Source organism: Bovifimicola ammoniilytica, from assembly GCF_025567085.1.
Classification (GTDB): domain Bacteria; phylum Bacillota; class Clostridia; order Lachnospirales; family Lachnospiraceae; genus Bovifimicola; species Bovifimicola ammoniilytica.
Map to the genome: position 1 here is coordinate 274,367 of NZ_JAOQJN010000005.1, position 20,667 is coordinate 295,033.

At 33.8% G+C, this 20,667-nt stretch carries 29 protein-coding genes; 28 read left to right on the forward strand and 1 reads right to left on the reverse strand.

Going from position 1 to position 20,667, the window contains the following annotated elements; genetic code table 11:
• Positions 1-6 precede the first annotated feature (6 nt).
• The 28 genes from OCV48_RS08675 (at position 7) to OCV48_RS08810 (ending at position 19,335) form a co-directional block, all read left to right on the forward strand.
• Entirely contained in the window at positions 7-192 is a 186-nt protein-coding gene (locus OCV48_RS08675; RefSeq protein ID WP_021983197.1) for a type Z 30S ribosomal protein S14, read from the forward strand.
• 27 nt (positions 193-219) lie between these two features.
• Complete coding sequence (rpsH, locus tag OCV48_RS08680) at positions 220-621, forward strand: 30S ribosomal protein S8 (RefSeq protein ID WP_021983198.1); 402 nt, start codon at positions 220-222, stop codon at positions 619-621.
• Positions 622-689: 68 nt separating this feature from the next.
• Positions 690-1,232 (forward strand): 50S ribosomal protein L6, encoded by a 543-nt coding sequence (gene rplF / locus OCV48_RS08685; protein WP_021983199.1) that lies wholly within the window; start codon positions 690-692, stop codon positions 1,230-1,232.
• 17 nt (positions 1,233-1,249) lie between these two features.
• On the forward strand, positions 1,250-1,618 hold the full coding sequence (gene rplR / locus OCV48_RS08690; RefSeq protein WP_021983200.1) for a 50S ribosomal protein L18: 369 nt from the start codon (positions 1,250-1,252) through the stop codon (positions 1,616-1,618).
• Positions 1,619-1,655: 37 nt separating this feature from the next.
• The gene (gene rpsE, locus OCV48_RS08695) at positions 1,656-2,165 is read left to right on the forward strand and encodes a 30S ribosomal protein S5 (protein WP_021983201.1); all 510 of its coding nucleotides are present in this window, start codon (positions 1,656-1,658) and stop codon (positions 2,163-2,165) included.
• Between the two features lie 15 nt (positions 2,166-2,180).
• A complete protein-coding gene (rpmD, locus tag OCV48_RS08700) occupies positions 2,181-2,363 on the forward strand; it encodes a 50S ribosomal protein L30 (protein ID WP_021983202.1) in 183 nt (60 codons plus the stop codon).
• A 22-nt stretch (positions 2,364-2,385) separates the two neighbouring features.
• The gene (gene rplO, locus OCV48_RS08705) at positions 2,386-2,826 is read left to right on the forward strand and encodes a 50S ribosomal protein L15 (RefSeq protein WP_021983203.1); all 441 of its coding nucleotides are present in this window, start codon (positions 2,386-2,388) and stop codon (positions 2,824-2,826) included.
• Positions 2,826-4,151 carry a preprotein translocase subunit SecY gene (gene secY / locus OCV48_RS08710; RefSeq protein ID WP_147591680.1) on the forward strand — a complete coding sequence of 442 codons (1,326 nt, stop codon included), beginning with the start codon at positions 2,826-2,828 and terminating at the stop codon, positions 4,149-4,151. The genes rplO and secY overlap by 1 nt, the downstream gene beginning before the upstream one ends.
• Before the next feature lie 175 nt (positions 4,152-4,326).
• Positions 4,327-4,971 (forward strand): adenylate kinase, encoded by a 645-nt coding sequence (locus OCV48_RS08715; RefSeq protein ID WP_147591681.1) that lies wholly within the window; start codon positions 4,327-4,329, stop codon positions 4,969-4,971.
• A 4-nt stretch (positions 4,972-4,975) separates the two neighbouring features.
• Positions 4,976-5,734 carry a type I methionyl aminopeptidase gene (gene map, locus OCV48_RS08720; RefSeq protein ID WP_147591682.1) on the forward strand — a complete coding sequence of 253 codons (759 nt, stop codon included), beginning with the start codon at positions 4,976-4,978 and terminating at the stop codon, positions 5,732-5,734.
• Between the two features lie 58 nt (positions 5,735-5,792).
• Positions 5,793-6,071, forward strand: coding sequence for a KOW domain-containing RNA-binding protein (locus OCV48_RS08725; protein WP_021983207.1), 279 nt, complete (start codon positions 5,793-5,795; stop codon positions 6,069-6,071).
• A 2-nt stretch (positions 6,072-6,073) separates the two neighbouring features.
• The gene (gene infA, locus OCV48_RS08730; RefSeq protein ID WP_021983208.1) at positions 6,074-6,292 is read left to right on the forward strand and encodes a translation initiation factor IF-1; all 219 of its coding nucleotides are present in this window, start codon (positions 6,074-6,076) and stop codon (positions 6,290-6,292) included.
• 83 nt (positions 6,293-6,375) lie between these two features.
• Positions 6,376-6,489, forward strand: coding sequence for a 50S ribosomal protein L36 (gene rpmJ, locus OCV48_RS08735; protein ID WP_073992704.1), 114 nt, complete (start codon positions 6,376-6,378; stop codon positions 6,487-6,489).
• Positions 6,490-6,708: 219 nt separating this feature from the next.
• Positions 6,709-7,077, forward strand: a complete 369-nt coding sequence (rpsM, locus tag OCV48_RS08740; protein ID WP_021983209.1) for a 30S ribosomal protein S13 — start codon at positions 6,709-6,711, stop codon at positions 7,075-7,077.
• A gap of 151 nt (positions 7,078-7,228) precedes the next feature.
• The gene (rpsK, locus tag OCV48_RS08745; RefSeq protein ID WP_147591683.1) at positions 7,229-7,621 is read left to right on the forward strand and encodes a 30S ribosomal protein S11; all 393 of its coding nucleotides are present in this window, start codon (positions 7,229-7,231) and stop codon (positions 7,619-7,621) included.
• Between the two features lie 16 nt (positions 7,622-7,637).
• Positions 7,638-8,231 (forward strand): 30S ribosomal protein S4, encoded by a 594-nt coding sequence (gene rpsD / locus OCV48_RS08750; protein WP_021983211.1) that lies wholly within the window; start codon positions 7,638-7,640, stop codon positions 8,229-8,231.
• A gap of 41 nt (positions 8,232-8,272) precedes the next feature.
• On the forward strand, positions 8,273-9,232 hold the full coding sequence (locus tag OCV48_RS08755) for a DNA-directed RNA polymerase subunit alpha (protein WP_021983212.1): 960 nt from the start codon (positions 8,273-8,275) through the stop codon (positions 9,230-9,232).
• Between the two features lie 34 nt (positions 9,233-9,266).
• A complete protein-coding gene (locus OCV48_RS08760; RefSeq protein WP_021983213.1) occupies positions 9,267-9,803 on the forward strand; it encodes a bL17 family ribosomal protein in 537 nt (178 codons plus the stop codon).
• 106 nt (positions 9,804-9,909) lie between these two features.
• Complete coding sequence (locus OCV48_RS08765; RefSeq protein WP_147591684.1) at positions 9,910-11,724, forward strand: energy-coupling factor transporter ATPase; 1,815 nt, start codon at positions 9,910-9,912, stop codon at positions 11,722-11,724.
• Positions 11,724-12,533: an energy-coupling factor transporter transmembrane component T family protein gene (locus tag OCV48_RS08770; protein ID WP_147591685.1), complete on the forward strand. Its 810-nt coding sequence runs from the start codon at positions 11,724-11,726 to the stop codon at positions 12,531-12,533. The genes OCV48_RS08765 and OCV48_RS08770 overlap by 1 nt, the downstream gene beginning before the upstream one ends.
• A gap of 14 nt (positions 12,534-12,547) precedes the next feature.
• On the forward strand, positions 12,548-12,727 hold the full coding sequence (locus tag OCV48_RS08775) for a DUF6472 family protein (protein ID WP_021983216.1): 180 nt from the start codon (positions 12,548-12,550) through the stop codon (positions 12,725-12,727).
• A gap of 89 nt (positions 12,728-12,816) precedes the next feature.
• The gene (gene truA / locus OCV48_RS08780; RefSeq protein ID WP_021983217.1) at positions 12,817-13,572 is read left to right on the forward strand and encodes a tRNA pseudouridine(38-40) synthase TruA; all 756 of its coding nucleotides are present in this window, start codon (positions 12,817-12,819) and stop codon (positions 13,570-13,572) included.
• Between the two features lie 216 nt (positions 13,573-13,788).
• Complete coding sequence (gene rplM, locus OCV48_RS08785) at positions 13,789-14,217, forward strand: 50S ribosomal protein L13 (protein WP_021983218.1); 429 nt, start codon at positions 13,789-13,791, stop codon at positions 14,215-14,217.
• A gap of 26 nt (positions 14,218-14,243) precedes the next feature.
• A complete protein-coding gene (gene rpsI / locus OCV48_RS08790; RefSeq protein WP_021983219.1) occupies positions 14,244-14,639 on the forward strand; it encodes a 30S ribosomal protein S9 in 396 nt (131 codons plus the stop codon).
• 308 nt (positions 14,640-14,947) lie between these two features.
• On the forward strand, positions 14,948-15,877 hold the full coding sequence (locus OCV48_RS08795) for a plasmid recombination protein (protein WP_394803261.1): 930 nt from the start codon (positions 14,948-14,950) through the stop codon (positions 15,875-15,877).
• A 32-nt stretch (positions 15,878-15,909) separates the two neighbouring features.
• Positions 15,910-16,182 (forward strand): hypothetical protein, encoded by a 273-nt coding sequence (locus OCV48_RS08800; RefSeq protein WP_262559470.1) that lies wholly within the window; start codon positions 15,910-15,912, stop codon positions 16,180-16,182.
• A 208-nt stretch (positions 16,183-16,390) separates the two neighbouring features.
• Positions 16,391-17,992: a C1 domain-containing protein gene (locus OCV48_RS08805; protein ID WP_147591686.1), complete on the forward strand. Its 1,602-nt coding sequence runs from the start codon at positions 16,391-16,393 to the stop codon at positions 17,990-17,992.
• 71 nt (positions 17,993-18,063) lie between these two features.
• Complete coding sequence (locus OCV48_RS08810) at positions 18,064-19,335, forward strand: DNA-directed RNA polymerase subunit alpha C-terminal domain-containing protein (RefSeq protein WP_147591687.1); 1,272 nt, start codon at positions 18,064-18,066, stop codon at positions 19,333-19,335.
• A 115-nt stretch (positions 19,336-19,450) separates the two neighbouring features.
• On the opposite strand, the gene OCV48_RS08815 is transcribed toward OCV48_RS08810, so the two are convergent.
• Positions 19,451-19,681, reverse strand: a complete 231-nt coding sequence (locus OCV48_RS08815) for a DUF6061 family protein (RefSeq protein ID WP_147591688.1) — start codon at positions 19,679-19,681, stop codon at positions 19,451-19,453.
• Positions 19,682-20,667 lie beyond the last annotated feature (986 nt).

Genomic DNA, 20,667 nt, shown 5'->3' on the forward strand with positions numbered 1-20,667 from the left:
AATACCATGGCTAAGACTGCTATGAAAGTAAAACAACAGCGTAAAGCAAAATTCTCTACTCAGGAATATTCACGTTGTAGAATTTGTGGTCGTCCACATGCTTATTTAAGAAAATACGGCATCTGCAGAGTATGTTTCCGTGAATTAGCATACAAAGGACAGATACCTGGTGTTAAAAAGGCAAGTTGGTAGGACGAATTAGAAAGGAGGCAACATAACATGACAACAAACGATCCAATCGCAGATATGCTTACAAGAATCCGTAACGCAAATACTGCTAAACATGATACAGTAGATATCCCTGCATCAAAAATGAAGTTAGCAATTGCTGAAATCCTTTTTAATGAAGGTTATATCAAAAAATATGAAGTAGTTGAAGATGGAAACTTTAAATCAATCCGTGTAACATTAAAATACGGTAAAGATAAAAATGAAAAAATCATCACAGGGCTCAAGAGAATCTCTAAACCAGGTCTTCGTGTATACGCAGGCAAAGATGAGCTTCCAAGAGTACTTAATGGTTTAGGTGTAGCTATTATTTCAACAAATAATGGTGTAATCACAGATAAAGAAGCTAGAAAGCTCAACGTAGGTGGAGAAGTTTTAGCATTTGTATGGTAATAAACAAACGCTTTATAGCGTTTGTTTAAACAATAAAATATATTAATCCCAAATAGGAGGTGCACGGCATGTCACGTATAGGAAGAATGCCTATCGCCATTCCAGCAGGTGTAACTGTTGATGTGGCAGAAAATAATAAAGTGACTGTAAAAGGACCTAAGGGAACACTTGAAAGAGTGTTACCTGAAGAGATGACAATCAAAGTTGAAGGTTCAGAAGTAGTAGTTACAAGACCTAATGACTTAAAGAAGATGAAATCACTTCATGGTCTTACAAGAACACTTATAGCTAATATGGTTAAAGGTGTTACAGATGGTTATGAAAAAGTTCTTGAAATCAACGGTGTTGGTTACAGAGCTCAGAAACAAGGAAAGAAATTAGTGTTATCACTTGGTTACTCTCATCCAGTTGAGATGGAAGATCCAGAAGGTCTTGAGACAGTTGTCGAAGGAACAAACAAGATAACAGTTAAAGGTATCGATAAAGAAAAAGTTGGCCAGTTCGCTGCTGAAATCAGAGATAAGAGAAGACCAGAGCCTTATAAAGGTAAAGGTATCAAGTATGCTGATGAAGTTATTAGACGTAAAGTTGGTAAGACTGGTAAGAAATAATTGAAGGAGTGACAGGCATGGTTAGTAAAAAATCAAGAACAGAAGTTCGTTTAAGTAAACATAGAAGATTACGTAATCGTTTCGCTGGTACTGCAGAAAGACCACGTTTAGCTGTGTTTAGAAGTAATAATCATATGTATGCTCAAATTATTGACGATACAGTCGGAAATACATTAGTATCAGCTTCTACTCTTCAGAAAGATGTAAAGGCTGAACTTGAAAAGACTAATAACGTTGATGCAGCAGCATATTTAGGCACAGTTATTGCAAAGAAAGCTATTGAAAAAGGTATTACAACAGTTGTCTTTGACAGAGGTGGCTTTATATATCAGGGAAAAATCAAAGCATTAGCAGAAGCTGCTAGAGAAGCAGGCTTAGAATTCTAATTAAATATTTATAGATTCCATATAAGGAGGAAAACACATGAAACGTACAATCGTTGATGCTAGTCAATTAGAATTGGAAGAAAAAGTAGTATCAATTAAGCGTGTTACTAAGGTTGTTAAAGGTGGACGTAACATGAGATTTGCAGCTTTAGTAGTTGTTGGTGACGGCAAAGGACACGTTGGTGCTGGACTTGGAAAAGCTGCTGAAATTCCTGAAGCTATTCGTAAAGGAAAAGAAGACGCTATTAAGAAACTTGTTACAGTAGCAATTGATGAAAACTTAAGTATTCCTCATGATACAATCGGAAAATTCGGAAGTGCTTCAGTATTATTGAAGAGAGCTCCAGAAGGTACTGGTGTTATCGCAGGTGGTCCTGCGCGTAACGTACTTGAACTTGCAGGTATTAAGAATATCCGTACTAAGTCATTAGGCTCAAACAATAAGCAGAATGTTGTTCTTGCAACAATTGCTGGTTTGGCTGAATTAAAGACTCCAGAAGAGGTAGCTAGACTTCGCGGTAAATCTGTAGAAGAAATCTTAGGCTAATAGGAGGAAGTTAAAATGGCAGATAAGTTAAAAATCACACTTGTAAAATCTACAATCGGTGCAATACCAAAGCATAAGAAAACTGTTGAAGCTTTAGGTTTAAGAAAAGTTAATAAAACAGTTGAGATGCCAGATAATGCAGCTGTTAGAGGTATGGTTGATCAGGTTAGACATTTAGTTAAAGTAGAAGAAATTTAGTTTTAGATAAGGAGGTGCGACAATGGAATTATCAAATTTAAGACCTGCTGAAGGTTCAAAACAAAGCGATAATTTTAGAAGAGGTCGTGGTCACGGATCTGGAAATGGCAAAACAGCCGGAAAGGGTCATAAAGGACAGAAAGCTCGTTCAGGAAGCCCTAGACCAGGTTTTGAAGGTGGTCAGATGCCTTTATACAGAAGAATCCCTAAAAGAGGATTTACAAATAGAAATTCTAAAGATATCGTTGGCATTAACGTAAGTGCACTTGAAGTATTTGAAGATGGCGCAGTAGTAACTGTTGAAACATTATTAGAAACTGGAATCATTAAGAATCCAAGAGATGGTGTTAAAATTCTTGGATACGGAAAAATTACTAAGAAACTTACAGTCAAAGTTAATGCATTTAGTGAAGGTGCAAAGCAGAAGATTGAAGCTCTTGGTGGAACCTGTGAGGTGATTTAATGCTAAAAACAGTTAGAGATGCATTTAAAGTCAAAGAGATAAGAGAGAGACTTTTTTATACATTTTTAATGCTTATAGTTGTCAGGATAGGCTGTCAGTTGCCTTTACCTGGCACTACAGCAAAATCTATATCCCAGGTAATGGGACAGTTTAGGAATGGTGCATTCGGCTTTTTTGATGCCATGACAGGTGGTTCTTTTGAGCAGATGTCAATATTTGCACTTAATATTACACCATACATCACTTCTTCAATTATTATCCAGCTTTTAACAATTGCAATTCCTAAATTAGAGGAGATGCAAAGAGATGGTGAAGAAGGACGTAAGAAAATAGTAAGTATTACTCGTTATCTTACAGTTGGACTTGCACTTGTACAGGCACTTGCAACATCTATCAGTTTTGGTAACAAAGGATTATTCGGTGATATTAATACAATGTCAAAAGGTGAGTATGCTATAGCTATCGTCATAGCAGTTGCAGCTTTAACTGGCGGTTCGGCATTCCTTATGTGGGTAGGCGAAAATATTACTGAAAAAGGTGTTGGTAATGGTATATCAATCATTTTATTAATAAATATCGTTGCCAGAATACCAAACGACTTTTCAAGCTTATTCGAGCAGTTTGTTAAGAATGCCAGCTCAGTTGGTGGTTCACTCTTAGCGGCAGTAATAATCGTTGGTGTAGTAGTAGTGATTGTAGGATTTGTAGTATTTCTACAGGATGGAGAGAGAAGAATCTCTGTTCAATATTCTAAGAAGATGCAGGGTAGAAAATTAGTTGGAGGAGCTTCAACTCATATTCCACTTAAAGTTAACACAGCAGGTGTTATTCCAATCATCTTTGCACAGTCATTATTCTCATTCCCAATAGTTATTTGCCAGTTAGTTTCAGGAAAGACTCCTAAATGGACATATTTCCTTGAATCAAGCAGATGGTGGAATTTCTCTAAACCAATATATTCAATTGGTTATTTAGTATATGTTGTATTAGTAATTGCATTTGCTTACTTCTATACATCAATAACATTCAATCCTATTGAAGTTGCTGATAATATGAAGAAACAAGGTGGTTTTATTCCTGGTATCAGACCTGGTAAACCAACACAGGATTACTTAAATAATATATTAAACTACATTGTATTTATAGGTGCTGTAGGCTTACTTATTGTAGCTACAATTCCAATTGCATTTGCAGGAATAGCTGGTGCTAAAGTATCATTTGGCGGTACATCACTTATTATCATCGTAGGTGTTGTTCTTGAGACACTCAAGAGCATTGAATCTAAGATGGTAGTTCGTAATTACAAAGGATTTTTGTTAGACTAATAAATAGGCAATGGAACGCAGCATAAGTTGCGTTCCATTGTCAAAATTGCTTTATAAAGAAACCTATAATAAATCAATAGAAATCAAAAAGTAAGAAAGAAAATAATATAAAGGAAACAGCCCATTCTTTCATACTTAAGGGCGTTTCGCATAATTTGCGGAGACAGGTAAATATATGAAAATAATTATGTTAGGTGCTCCTGGAGCAGGAAAAGGAACACAGGCTAAAATGATAGCTGACAAATATTCAATTCCACATATTTCCACAGGTGATATCTTCAGAGCAAATATTAAAAACGGAACAGAACTTGGCAAAAAAGCTAAAACTTATATGGACCAGGGCCTTTTAGTACCTGATGAATTAGTAGTTGACTTAGTAGTTGACAGAGTAGGTCAGGCAGATTGTTCTAATGGTTACGTATTAGATGGTTTTCCAAGAACTATACCACAGGCAGAAAGTCTTGATGCCGCTTTAGAGAAACTTGGCTCTAAGGTTGACTATGCAATCAATGTAGAAGTTCCAGATGAGAATATTGTAAGAAGAATGTCAGGAAGAAGAGCCTGCGTAGCTTGTGGAGCAACATATCATATCGTTCATATCCCAACTAAAGTAGAGGGAATTTGTGACAGATGTGGCAGCGAACTTATTTTAAGAGACGATGATAAGCCTGAAACAGTCAAGAAGAGATTGGCAGTATATCATGAACAGACACAGCCATTAATTGATTACTATAACGATAAGAAAGTTTTAGTAGAAGTTGATGGAACAAAGGATATGAATGATGTATTTACTGACATTGTTAAGATTTTAGGAGCTTAATAAAATGGCAGTATCAATAAAATCTCAAAAAGAAATTGAGTTAATGAGAGAATCATGCAGGTTGTTATCAATTGTACACGATGAGATGGGTAAAGCTATAAAACCAGGAATCTCTACTTATGAGATAAACAAAATCGGTGAGGATATGATTAAAAGCTTTGGATGTATTCCAAACTTTAAGAATTATAACGGCTTTCCGGCAGCAATCTGTGTATCAGTTAATGAAGAAGTAGTTCACGGTATTCCAAGCAAGAAGAAGATACTTAAAGAAGGCGATATTGTGAGTCTTGATGCGGGACTTATCTATAAAGGATATCATTCAGATGCAGCAAGAACACATATGGTAGGAGAGGTCAGCAATGAGGCTAAACGTCTTATCGAAGTGACTAAACAGAGCTTTTTCGAAGGTATCAAATTTGCAAAAGAAGGATGCCATCTGCATGAAATATCAGCAGCTATCGGTGAATATGCGGAAAGCTTCGGATATGGAGTTGTCAGAGATTTGGTAGGACATGGAATTGGAACGCATTTGCATGAAGATCCACAGATACCTAATTTTAAACAACGTAACAGAGGAATAAGACTCCAGGCAGGAATGACACTGGCAATTGAGCCTATGATAAGTGCAGGAACTTATGAAGTTGAATGGTTAGATGATGACTGGACTGTGGTAACTAAAGACAGATCGCTCGCAGCACATTATGAAAACACCATATTGATTACAAAGGGTGAACCGGAAATTTTAACCTTGCGAAATTCATAGATAAAATTAAGTGACAAAACGTGGTTAATGCGTTAAAATCAGAAAGGCTGGTTATTTGATGGCGACATGTAAAATAGGAGAATTTGCAAAATCAAAAGCAGGACATGATAAAGAAGAAATATTTATCATAATTAATAAAGAAGAGGAATATGTTTATTTAGTTGATGGTAAGTCAAGAATATTAGATAAGCCTAAGAAGAAGAAAATAAAACATATCCAGGTCATCAATCAGATTGATGAAGAACTGCAGCGAAAATTAGAAACAAATCTTATCCTACGTGATGAAGATATAAAGAGAGCTATCAAAAGCTATAAGCAGAAAATAGGAGGTCGTTAGAAATGTCTAAAGCTGATGTAATTGAAATCGAAGGAACTGTATTAGAAAAATTACCAAATGCAATGTTTCAGGTTGAACTTGAAAATGGTCATAAGGTATTAGCTCATATTAGTGGAAAGTTAAGAATGAATTTTATTCGTATACTTCCAGGTGACAAGGTAACTATTGAATTATCTCCATATGATTTGTCAAAGGGCAGAATAGTCTGGAGAGATAAATAAAAATATAGTTAAAAAATTGCTTGATTATTGCCAAAACATATGTTATAGTAATAGTCGGACTTTTTTTGAAAGGAGGATTTACTGTGAAAGTAAGATCATCAGTTAAACCAATTTGTGAAAAATGCAAAGTAATTAAAAGAAAAGGAAGCATCAGAGTAATCTGTGAAAATCCAAAGCACAAACAGAGACAAGGCTAATTAAGGCTTGACAGTTTGTGATGCATATCAAATTGATATGTAATTTTGTTATGCGGCTGCAGTAGTGAAACACTAGGCTTAGTTGTATCATTACTTAAAATATAAAATTTAAACAAGAAATAAGAAATAAACCTGCGTACAACATTTCAGACGTTATTTATAACGGGCTACGTATGGTGAGATACTTATTAAGATTTTAATGATGGAGGTGTAATACACATGGCTCGTATTTCAGGTGTTGACTTACCAAGAGAAAAACGTGTAGAAATCGGATTAACTTATATCTACGGTATTGGTAGAGTAAGTTCTAATCGTATTCTTGCAGAGGCTAATGTTGATCCTAACACTCGTGTTAGAGATTTAACTGACGATGAAGTTAAGAGAATTAGTGAAGTTATTGACGCTAGTCAGACTGTTGAAGGTGATTTAAGAAGAGAAATCGCTATGAACATCAAGAGATTACAGGAAATCGGATGTTATAGAGGAAAACGTCACAGACAGGGACTTCCAGTTCGTGGTCAGAAGACAAAGACAAATGCAAGAACAAGAAAAGGTCCAAAGCGTACTGTTGCAAATAAGAAGAAATAATCATTCTTAAATATGTACGAATATAGAACAGTTGTAATGAGAAGAAAAGCTTCTTATTGAAAGTATTGTTCGATGAAACAATAGCAACAAGGAATTATATTGTATTCCGATAAAAATTATAGAAAGAACCCATAAGGGAGGTTAGTTTAAAATGGCTAAAGTTACAAAAAAAGTGACAAAAAAGCGTGTAAAGAAAAACGTTGAACGCGGACAAGCGCACATTCAATCATCTTTTAATAATACAATCGTAACATTAACAGATAATGAAGGAAATGCTCTTTCATGGGCAAGTGCAGGTGGTCTAGGATTTAGAGGTTCAAAGAAATCTACTCCTTATGCAGCTCAGATGGCAGCGGAAACTGCTACAAAGGCAGCTTTGGTACATGGCTTAAAATCAGTAGATGTTATGGTTAAGGGTCCGGGATCAGGACGTGAAGCAGCAATTCGTGCTCTTCAGGCATGTGGTCTTGAAGTTACTAGTATTAAGGACGTTACTCCAGTTCCTCATAATGGATGCCGCCCACCAAAACGTAGAAGAGTCTAATAGGAGGTGCAAATAGATGGCAGTAAATAGAGTTCCTGTTCTTAAGAGATGTAGATCACTTGGATTAGATCCAGTATATTTAGGAATAGATAAAAAATCAAAAAGACAGTTAAATAGAGCAAACAAGAAGATGAGTGAGTATGGTCTTCAGTTAAGAGAGAAACAGAAAGCAAAATTCATCTATGGTGTATTAGAGAAACCATTTAGAAATTACTATGCGAAAGCACAGAAGATGAACGGCATGACAGGTGAAAATCTTATGATTTTACTTGAGCTTAGACTTGATAATGTGTTATTCCGTATGGGATATGCTAGAACTAGAAAAGAAGCAAGACAGATTGTTGACCATAAACATGTATTAGTTAATGGTAAACAGGTTAATATTCCTTCATATTTAGTAAAAGCTGGCGATACAATCGAAATTAAAGAGAAACATAAAGCTTCTCAGAGATATAAAGATATTCTTGAGGTAACTGACGGAAGATTAGTTCCAGAATGGTTAGAAGCAGATCATGAGAATCTTAGCGGTGTTGTTAAAGAAATACCTACAAGAGAAATCATAGATGTACCAGTTGACGAAATGCTTATCGTCGAATTATATTCGAAATAGGCTTAGGCAATTCCTAAAACAGAAAAAGGAGGGGCTTTTTAGTGTTCGATTTTCAAATACCTAACGTTGAGATAGCAGAAATCTCAGAAGATAATAAATATGGTAAATTTGTTGTAGAACCTCTTGAAAGAGGTTACGGCACAACTCTTGGTAATTCATTAAGAAGAATTATGCTTTCTTCATTACCAGGAGCAGCTGTTAGTCAGGTTAAATTTGACGGTGTTTTGCATGAATTCAGTTCAATCCCTGGTGTTAAGGAAGATGTTACAGAGATTATCATGAACATCAAGAGTCTTGCTATCAAGAGCAATAGCGAAAGCGATGCTCCTGTAGTTGGATATATTGAAAAAGTTGGTGATGGCGTTGTAACAGCAGCAGATATTCAGGTAGATTCTGATATCGAGATTCTTAACAAAGATTTAGTTATAGCTACATTAAGTGGTGGAAAAGATAGCAGATTCTATGCAGAATTAACTATTACTAAAGGCAGAGGATATGTAAGTGCTGATAAGAATAAAAATGACGAATTACCAATTGGTGTAATTGCAATCGATTCTATCTACACACCAGTAGAAAGAGTAAATATGCAGATTCAGAATACACGTGTTGGGCAGATTACTGATTTTGACAAACTTACATTAGATGTATATACAAACGGAACACTTGCTCCAGACGAAGCAGTTAGTTTGGCAGCTAAGGTTTTAAGTGAACACTTAAATTACTTTATTAACCTTTCAGACAAAGCTAAGAATGTTGACATTATGGCTGAGCCTGTTGTTAATGAGAAAGTTAAAGTGTTAGAAATGAACATTGATGAATTAGAGTTATCAGTTCGTTCATACAATTGTTTGAAGAGAGCTGGTATTAACACAGTTCAGGAATTAACTAACAAGACAGCAGATGATATGATGAAAGTTAGAAATCTTGGACGTAAGTCACTTGATGAGGTGTATGCTAAATTGAAAGAATTAGGTTTACATTTAAAAGATAGTGACAACTAGAGAATGTTCCTAAGTAAAGGAGGTAAGATTAGAAATGGCAGGATATAGAAAACTTGGAAGAACTTCAGCACAGAGAAAAGCTATGCTTAGAAGTCTTGCAACAGCTTTAATCGAAAATGGAAAGATTGAAACAACTGAAACAAGAGCTAAAGAAGTTCGTAAAGTAGTTGAAAGTTTAATCGCCATGGCAGTTAAAGAAAAAGATAACTACGAAGAAGTTACAGTTAAAGCTAAAGTATATGTTAAAGATAAAGATGGCAAGAGAGTAAAGGAAGTTGTTGATGGAAAGAAAGTTGACAAAGTAGATTTTGTTGACAAGACAATCAAAAAAGACAATCCTTCAAGACTCCATGCTAGAAGAAAAATGCAGAAGGTTCTTTACGCAGTTAAAGAAGTTCCTACAGATGCAGCTGGAAAGAAGAAGAATACAAAAACTGTTGATTTAACACAGAAGTTATTTGACGAAATTGCACCAAAATATGCTGATAGAAATGGTGGATACACAAGAATCATCAAAATCGGACAGCGTAAAGGTGATGCAGCAATGCAGGTTGTACTTGAATTAGTATAATAAATGATATATATATGTAGAGGAAGGAAAGAACACTTTTCTTCCTCTATTTTAAATTTACAATACTTTTTATATTTATAATAAAGATTTTACTCTAGAGGTGTCTATGAGCATAATTAAAGCTAGAAATGTTAAATACAAAGTTAGAATTAAAAATGAAAACAATGAAGTTATCGAAGAAAAGAAGATTCTTGATGACCTTAATATAGAAGTTGAGCCGGGTGACTTTATAGCGATATTAGGGCATAACGGTTCGGGAAAGTCTACATTTGCAAAGCATCTGAATGCACTATTATTACCAGATGAGGGTAACATTTATATAGACGGAGATGATACGAAAAGCGTTGAAGAATTATGGAAGATTCGTGAAAAATGTGGAATGGTATTCCAAAATCCTGACAATCAGATAGTAGGTGTGACTGTTGAAGAAGATGTTGGCTTCGGCCCTGAAAATCTGGGTGTTAAAACCGAGAAAATCTGGGACAGAATAAAAGATTCACTTACAAAAGTCGATATGTATAAATACAGAAAGAAATCGCCAAATCATTTATCAGGAGGGCAAAAACAGCGAGTTGCAATAGCTTCATCATTAGCAATGAAGCCTAAATGTATCGTATTAGATGAGCCGACTGCTATGTTAGATCCACAAGGCAGAAAAGAAGTTATGGATATAATAAAAAGTCTGAATGAAAATGAGAATATAACTGTAATTCTTATAACCCATCATATGAACGAAGCGATTATGGCTAAAAAAGTTGTGGTAATAGATGATGGTAAAATTGCATTGCAGGGAACACCTAGAGAAGTCTTTAGCAATGTAGAACAGATTAAGAAATTGAAATTAGATATGCCACAGATTATGGAATTGTCATACGAATTATATAAATGCGGTAAATTCGGCAGGTACGATATTCTTACGATTGATGAATTTGTAAAAGAGATAGAAAAAATAAGTAATAACCAAAATGATAAAGATATAGCAGATAAAGAAGATGCAAAAGATAAAGAAGATGCAAAAGATACAGAAGATACAAAAGATACAGAAGATACAGAAGATACCAGAAATAAAAGCATAGAACCAATTCTAAGTCTTAAGAATGTATGCCTAAAATACGAAGAAAATACTTCTATGGAGGTTAAGGCATTAGATGACATTTCCTTAGACATATATAATGATGAATTTATAGGAATCATAGGTCATACGGGTTCAGGTAAATCAAGTCTTGTACAGGTTATGAATGGACTAATCAAGGCAAATGGTGGAGAGGTAACATATAAAGGTGAAAATATTCAGGACAAGTCTTTTGACAAAAAGAGGTTGCATCTTGATGTCGGATTAGTGTTTCAGTATCCTGAGAGCCAGCTTTTTGAAGAAACTGTGCTTAAAGACGTTATGTTTGGTCCGCTTAACAAAGGAATGAGTGAAGAAGAAGCTAAAAAGGCTGCTAAAGATGCGCTTGAAATGCTTGGTATAGGCGAAAATTACTATAATGATTCGCCATTTGAATTGTCAGGTGGTGAGAAAAGAAGAATCGCCATCGCAGGCGTACTTGCAATGAATCCTGAAATAATTATTCTGGATGAACCAACAGCTGGATTAGATCCGATGTCTAGAAATAATCTCTTAAATTCGTTGAAACGCTTACAGACAGACAAGGCAAAGACGATAATAATTGTATCTCACAATATGGAGGATATGGCAAATTACGTTGAACGTCTTATAGTTATGAATGACGGCAGAGTTGTATTTGATGATATTAAGAAAAATGTTTTCAAATATGTTGGGCAGCTTGAGCAAATCGGTCTCGATGTTCCGGAAGTTACAAAAGCTATGAATGTGCTTAAAGAAAGAAACTATAATGTAAGTGGAAATGCATTGACGGTAAAAGAGGCATTAGATGAAATGAAAGGAATAATATAATGCTTAGAGATATTACAATTGGACAATATTATCAGACGGACTCTAAGATTCATAAGTTAGATCCGAGGACTAAATTATTTGCAACATTTGCATTTATATTAATGCTTTTTATATGTGGAAATCCTTTAACTTACGGTATTTGTGCCTTGATTCTTGTAGGTGTGATTATTATATCAAAGATTCCGTTTGGCTTTATATTCAGAGGACTTCGAAGTATATTTGTAATTTTATTCATTAGTGTATTTTTTAATGTGTTTTTTACACCGGGAAGAGTCATTTTCGAATTAGGTTTCATAAAGATGACGTATGAGGGCCTGGTCAAAGCGGCATTAATGGGTATGCGTTTTGTATTACTGATTATTGGCTCATCACTTTTGACACTTACTACTACACCGAATAATCTGACAGATGGTTTAGAGAAGTCGTTAGGTTTTATGAATATCATCAGAATTCCAGTACATGAAATAGCTATGATGATGTCGATTGCACTACGATTTATTCCTGTTTTGATGGAGGAAACCGATAAGATTATTAAAGCACAGACAGCAAGAGGTGCAGAGTTTGATAATGGAAATATAATTAAAAGAGCAAAATCAATGATTCCTATATTAGTTCCGTTATTCATATCTGCATTTAGAAGAGCAAATGATTTAGCGACAGCAATGGATGCAAGATGTTACAGAGGTGGTAAAGGAAGAACCAAAATGAAGCCGCTTAAATATAAAAGATGTGATTTTATAGCATATTTATGTATTTTTGCATTTGTTGGAGGAATGGTTGCGATTAAGATATTAATTACTAGTATGTGAAATGAGGAAGAAAAATGAGTTCAGGTGATTGTAATTCATGCAGTTTCTATGTGTATGATGAAGATTATGAAGATTATATGTGTCAGGTAAATATGGACGAAGATGATGTTGTACGACTTATGAGTGATGAAAGTTACGACTGTCCATATTATCAGTTAGATGATGAATATAGAATTGTAAGAAAGCAGATGTAAATATCAGATATAATATGTGTTTATCTTATAAGCAGCATTTGTTATGAATAATAAGATGTGATAATTTATATTTGGAAATGAGGTTGAATATGGTAGAAGAACCAATAAAAAGGCGTGTTAAACTGATTATAAGCTATGATGGAACTAATTATTGTGGCTGGCAGGTTCAGATTAATGGAATAACCGTTGAGGAAGTAATCAATCGTGAATTGAGCAGAATGTTAGGTGAAGATATAGCGGTTATTGGTGCAAGCCGGACTGATTCAGGAGTTCATGCATTAGGAAATGTTGCGGTATTTGATACATTTTCAAAGATTCCGCCCGAGAAAATGTGCTTTGCACTTAACCAACGACTGCCGGACGATATAAGAATACAGGATTCCTGCGAGGTTCCATTGGATTTTCACCCAAGATATTGCGATAGTACAAAGACATATGAATATAAAATTCTGAATAGAAGATTTGATAATCCGGTTATGAGATTGTATACACATTTTGTATATATGCCATTGGATTATGAAAAAATGCAGGAGGCAGCAAAATATTTAGTCGGAGAGCACGATTTCAAAAGCTTCTGTTCTGCAAGAACACAGGTAACGGATACGGTAAGAACGATTTATTCATTAGATGTATCAAAGGAAGATGACATTATTAAAATCAGAATTTCCGGAAATGGCTTCTTATATAATATGGTGCGGATAATTGTCGGAACTCTCATAAAGGTAGGACTTAAAGTATATCCGCCTGAGTATGTCAAAGAAATCTTAGAGGCTTGTGACAGAAATGTGGCAGGACCAAAAGCTCCGGCTAAGGGTTTAACTTTGATAGGAATTGTGTATAACTAATTAAATTTGCAATAGCAATGTGGAAAAAGTTGGTTACAAGGGCAATCTTTATCAAAATATGGTTGACACAAAAACGGCATTGTTATATAATAATTAACTGTGACAGTACGTGAAATCTATTAGTCTGTCCAAAATAAGCAGGTAAATACTTGAGCCAAAGCCCCGGTAATAGTATTTATATATAAAAAATATTTTATTATCATAGGAGGTAAACCAATGAAGAGTTACATGGCTAGTCCAGCAACAATTGAAAGAAAATGGTACGTAGTTGATGCTACAGGATATACATTAGGACGTTTATCATCAGAAATCGCAAAAGTTTTAAGAGGTAAGAACAAACCAACATATACACCACATATCGACACAGGTGATTATGTAATCGTTATAAATGCAGAGCATATTAAGGTAACTGGTAAGAAGTTAGATCAGAAAATCTACTACAATCATTCAGATTACGTAGGTGGAATGAAAGAGACAACTCTTAAAGAAATGTTAGCAAAGAAACCTGAAAGAGTTATCGAGTTAGCAGTTAAGGGAATGCTTCCAAAAGGACCTTTAGGAAGAGAAATGATTACAAAACTTCATGTATACGCTGGTGCAGAGCATGATCACGCAGCTCAGAAACCAGAAGTATTAACATTTTAGTTAGAACCTGAAAGGAGGATATTACAGTGGCTAAAACAGAAAAATTATACGGAACAGGTAGAAGAAAAAAGAGTATCGCTAGAGTATATTTAGTACCAGGTAAAGGCGACATTACAATAAATAAAAGATCATTAGACGAATATTTCGGTCTTGAAACATTAAAGGTTATCGTTAAACAGCCTTTAGTTGCAACAAATACAACAGACAAATATGACGTTATCGTTAACGTACATGGTGGTGGATACACAGGACAGGCTGGAGCAATCAGACATGGTATTTCAAGAGCATTATTACATGTTGATGCTGAATTCCGTCCAGTTCTTAAAAAAGCAGGTTTCTTAACAAGAGATCCAAGAATGAAAGAAAGAAAGAAGTATGGTTTAAAAGCAGCTCGTCGTGCTCCACAGTTCTCAAAGAGATAATAAGAAGAAAATTGATATTTCAAAAAGCCCCGAATTTTCGGGGCTTTCTTTATGTCAAAAATTAAAAAATAAGCATTTTTTTGAATAGTAGCCACATTGTAGACACACAGTAGCCACACCAAAAAAATAAAATCAATTTTCTAATATATAACAATATAAAAAAGTCATATTATTAATAAGCAAAAACAATAAAACTTTTATTTTTTCAAATGTATGTATTTGATAGTTCCCAATCTATCACTTACATACTTTTTTTCATATTCAAAATTATTATTATGTTGTGTCAATAATTGTTCAGTTAAATCATTATCTGTTTCAAATTAGAAAGATATAATAAAAAGCAGACACGACAAGACCGGAAAATCGAAGATTATTTTGAACATGTTGCAGGTAAGGAACAGGATATGGCAGTTGAAATAATCATTCAGATAGGCGACAGGGAGTTCTGGAGGCAATTTGATGATATGAAATTATCATATCAGATAATATTGGACGAGCTTAGAAAGCGATTATCACAGTTTGTAGTTGCAAATGCTGTGGTTCATCTTGATGAGGATAGTCCACATATGCACATAGTTGGAGTTACTGTGGCAAGTGGATATAAGAAAGGTCTTAGCAAGCAGGTGTCAAAACGGAAGGTATTCACTAAAGATGTGTTATCACGAGTGCTGCAGGATGAACTTCGAGAGGTGGCAAATAAAGAAGTCGAGGACTGGTTTGGGGAACAGATAAAAGAAAAGTCGAAAGGTCGAAATCACGATTTATCAGTTGCGGAGTATAAGGTGGCTCAGGAGACAAAGCATTTGACACAATTACAAGAGCAGGTGGAGGAATCGGATAGGGCAGTTAATGCAAATAAAGCCGTTGAAAAAGAATATACGGATAAAAAAGAAAAACTGGAGTCTGATATTTCATATCTGGAAAGTATGCAGCGGATTACTAAGTCACTATCAGAAATGGATAGTAGAGAATCAAAACATATATCAAAGGAACTCGATGAAAAGAGGTCAGAACTTCAATTGGTAAATCAAGAGCTGGCAAGTGCTATTGAAAAAGCAGAAGATGCGGCGAAATTACTTGATAGAATCAAGAAATTTGTATCGTCTTTCAGATTATTTGCACCCACAATAGAAGAATATGCTAATCAGGTCGAAGCAGATAAGACAATAGAGGCAAGAAATTCATTCAGTGGAATATTAAATGAGCTGGCAAGCGACTTGAGGCATTTAAAGAACTGATAAAAGAAGGCTTGTGCTGGTTTCCAAGACTCATGAGATGGAAAACTTCTAAAGGAGAAGTAGCTCCTGTATTCTTAGAGAAAAGCGATGGCTATTCATATTTGTTGTATGGATATATGAATGTGGAGACTAAGGAATATTACTCTAAAGAGAGTATTCAATGGGAGATTACAGCAGGTAATCGTACTGGTACCGTTGAACAGATGGACGCTAATGTTGAGGCAATGGCAAGAGATTTGCAGGAAATATTGAGGATAGGAGCGAAGCAGAAGAGATTGTGGGAGGGGTATGAGAAAATTAGATAGAAACTAATGGATACCCCAATTATTATGTGTTATAATTTTCTTATAAATTTGGTCTTTAATATAGTAATTTAATTAAATTAATCATATGGCAGTTTTTAACCGATAATGAGAACATGACAGATGTGAAATTGCACGATAATATTTTGATATAAAAATTTGTTACGGTATATTTTATTCAATAATTTTGAAGTAAAAAAAGGAGAATATTATGGATAAAAAATTAAAAGATGATATAGTTGAGATATTGGATATTGCGAGTAATATTGATAGTGAAAACATTGATTTTGGAAATGCTATATGTAATATGATAAAAATGGAAATCCTGAGATTTCTCTTCTATTTATCGTCATTCAAAGAATTTGATGACAAACATATCAAATTTATACAAGATTATCTTGACATTGAAATGACAGAGCAAATTAAAAATAAGATTTATTGTTTTGATAAAAAGGAAATGGAAGAGACAGTACCTAATGGTTTATTGTGTCTTATTAATATGGGTAGAGAAAATTCTACTCGGATAGATATTGGCAATAAGTATTGCCAAATATATCATAGATTAGGTGTACTTTATGCCAATGAATTTGATGGTAATGAATCTTTAAATAAGACAAATGATTTTGTTGAGAAATTAAGAAAGTATGTTGGAAATGTTATAGTATCTTTCGATGCGTTACCAGACGAGAAGAATATAGAAACTGAATCTGAAATAAGAGGATTACAGAAAAAAGCTACATGGCTAAAGTGTCCTAATTGTGGGAAATTTATAATGAATAATGGCTATTACTGTCAAGAATGTTTGGAAGATTTTGATGAAATGATATTTAATGATGATAACTATGTGGATACTTCTGGAATACCTAAATATGTTGATATTTATACATTAGATGAAAGTATGTATTCTAAATATTACTACACATCGGAAAAAGCAGGCGTTGTACTTGGTTATAGTTCTTCAACAGGCGAAGAGTATATTGAAGATACATTTGAAGTTATAGATGATGATATCATTACTCAGGATAAAATATGGGGTGATACATATGTTAAATTTGGAGATTATTTATACAAAAAAAATACATTGTATTTAGGAAATATTCCAGAAGGTCAATATTTTGAAGCATATTGTAGTTTTAATGGTAATGTAAGACCGATTTGGTTTTTAATAGACGGAAGTGTGAAAATATTTAGTGGAGAAGAAACGGATGATGTAGTTGATTTTGAAGGCAGGTATATTCGTAACGAGGAATTATTGCGAGTCGATATGGTGAATAAACAAAATGGTCAAAAGCTAACAAGGATGTATATTGTTGTTAATGGTAGATTATGTAGCGATGCATATGCAAATGAGAAGGGGATAAAAAAAATAAATGCTTTAAAGGAAAAGAATATATCATTATTAATGAATAGTTCAGGCATTGCTACGATTACATCAAAAGAATTCTTTGAGAATTATCCATGTCCTTATTGCAATGCTAGAAGATGTTTTAATAACACAGGATGGGAACATAAAGCATTTGGAAGCATTTTGGTTTATGGAAGATGCAGCAAATGTAATAATTTATTTACAGAATGCGGAAAGCCAGAAGAAATAAAAAAAATAGCATATAATGGAAGTGAAGAAAATATATGTTATCATTCGACAGCGGGGGCAGTTAGATATTTGGATTCTCCGTGTCCTTATTGTGGTTCATATCAAGTAAGGTATGCAAAATGGAGAGATAAACAACTGTCAACAGCTTTTTGGGGATTTTTTTCTACAAAATTACATTGTCACTATAAATGTGAAAAATGTGGAAAAATGTGGGAGTAATGAAATAAATTTTTAGGGAGTTAGAGAATTTAGTGATTATAGTAAAATAAATATGATTGGAAAAGTTTATTATGAACGATATATATATAAATGAAGATGACTCTAGAAATCGAGAACAAATGTCAGAGATAAAAAAATATCAAGGTACAAAAATAATAAGAGTATATAGGGATAGAATAGAAATTGGAGAACAATCCCCATATGAATGGACATTATTTAAGACACATGGATTTAGTGGACGTGAAGGTGTAATTGTAAGTGCTGCAGAAATAGAATATGGAAAAGCTTTATTAAATAGTGTACTTTTGATGCTATCTGATAGAGAGGTTGAAGTAATAAAAAAACGAAGTGGATTGGAAAATGGAAGAAAAATATCTAGAGAAGAAATAGCAAAATTGTATGGTACAAATGAAAGAAGGATTCAACAAATAGAAGCAAAATCTTTGAGAAAGCTAAGACATCCGGATAGGTCACAAATTCTTTTGGGAAAAACAGAGAGTGCATTTAGGTGTGTTAATAATAGCGAATATTTAGAAAGACTTAAGAAAAATTTATTGAATGAGGTGATTAAGCTATTAAGTAAAAATGAAAAAGAATTTGTATATTTTGATAAAATTTGTAGTAGATATAATATAAAAATAAACCAACCTTTAAAGCAAATTGATTTAGATAAATTGGGATTATCTGTAAGGGCATGTATATGTTTAAAACGAGCAGGAATAACGAAATCAGATCAGCTATTGAATCTTCCAGATAGTGATTTGAAGAAAATTAGAAATCTAGGTAAAAAAACGTATGAGGAAATAAAAGAATGCATAAAAGGAATTGATAATAATTGTGCCACAGATGTAAAATCAGAAGTATTTTGTAAAGATGACAGTAGAACGATTATTCTTATGTTAAATAATCAAAAGATAATTTATAAGTGTATGGGGGTAACAGATGAACAGATAGCAAATTCTGTACTTACTACAATATTTAATTTAAAAAAATCAAAAAAAATAATAGAAATGCAAATGTCGCCTAAAATAATAGAGTTTTTGACAATGAAGGGATATTTGTTTTGGGATGATGTATATACTGATAGATTTTCTTTATTAGAACAACTTAGAATATGTCAAATTAATGAGTGTGTAATTGAATTACAAGAATTGTGTAGATTACAAATAAAACGAAAAGAAAAGGTACTGGTTTATCCTGGACGGGAAAGTATTCGTAACTTTATTATACATAATAATTATAAAAAACCAGAGGATATAATTAATAATATTAAAAACACAGATAATGATGAGATAATTGAATTTATAGAACAATTGAAAGAGTTGATTATATTTGATAATTAGGGTGATTTTGTGATTGGGCAGACTTTTTTATTAGAGATATTTCGTACAGAGTGTGGGTAATAAAATTTTAACTCTCCGTATGAAAAGGAATGTCTAGTAATAGTCAATATTTGCATCAATCCTCATCCATAGCATCAGCCCAAGCCTGCAGCTCACAATCAAGAGCAAGTGCAGCATACATAAGTGGATTATCAATTGCAAGGTTATCAATAAGCCTTTGAGAGTTAGGTGTAGTATGGAGATTCTTTTCAGCTTCAGCACAGGATAAGAATAGAAGTGTATTATCAGCAAAAGCAATATCAATTCCGTTCTTGTATTGGTTATAGTAAGCAAAATGTATTTTCATAGTATTAGTCCTTTCTTTGTTAAAGTAATGAGTAGTTCTGAGAATGTGTGGGTAGTCCACCGCATACAACACATATGCAACACCGTAACCCCAAAATCCCTTATTTCAGGGTTTTTCAAGATATCAAAACGTTAACAAAGAGATAATAAGGGAAGAACTCATGATTCAACTTACCTATCGGTTCTACATACCCTTGCAATCCACCATCTCTACTAACCAATTGGGCATACAACCAAGGTTCTTCCTTGCAAGCCTTATAAGATATGCAATATCAGAAGGCGCATTTAGATGAACGGAAGCATTGCATTTTTGACAATCAAAAGAAACATGAATTTTTGGGTCAATGCTGGCCTCGACACTGCCTGTTTCATGGATATACATTGCAAAGATTACCTTAAACATAAGTAGATTCTTTCGGGTAAAAAAGTGTTTATTTGGTGTTTAAAACTTAAGAGATGCTACCCTATTGTCTCAAAAAAAGTGTTGAAAATTTATCTTGATTTATAGAATAAACTAAAAATTGGTTATTATCATATACTTCATATTTATTGACAATATTAAAACCAGTATTTTGTAAAGCTGTGTCTAGTGAAGTGGTTTGTTCGATAGGAAATTTAGGAAAGATATGATATCATTAAAATTGAAGGATTTACTAAAATATATGAATGCCAAGAATACACAATATTATTCAGTCCTTCAAAAACAGATATTTATCAAAATGGGTAAACCAGCCCTGTGAAATTCGTTGGGTTCATTTGGAACTTTCAATGTGTTAATAACTGTGATTACAATTGTACATTTGGATTTTTTAAAATTTTCTAGTGCTTTGTAGAAGTCTTTCTTGTAAGGACGTCTACAGCATAGTTTGCGACGTATTATAGTGGGCTATGGCATAATAAGAAATAGTCCAGCGGTGTTATGTCAAGAGATCAATGATATAAAAATCATGTATTTTTGTATATATCTCATGAAGACAAAAAACACCC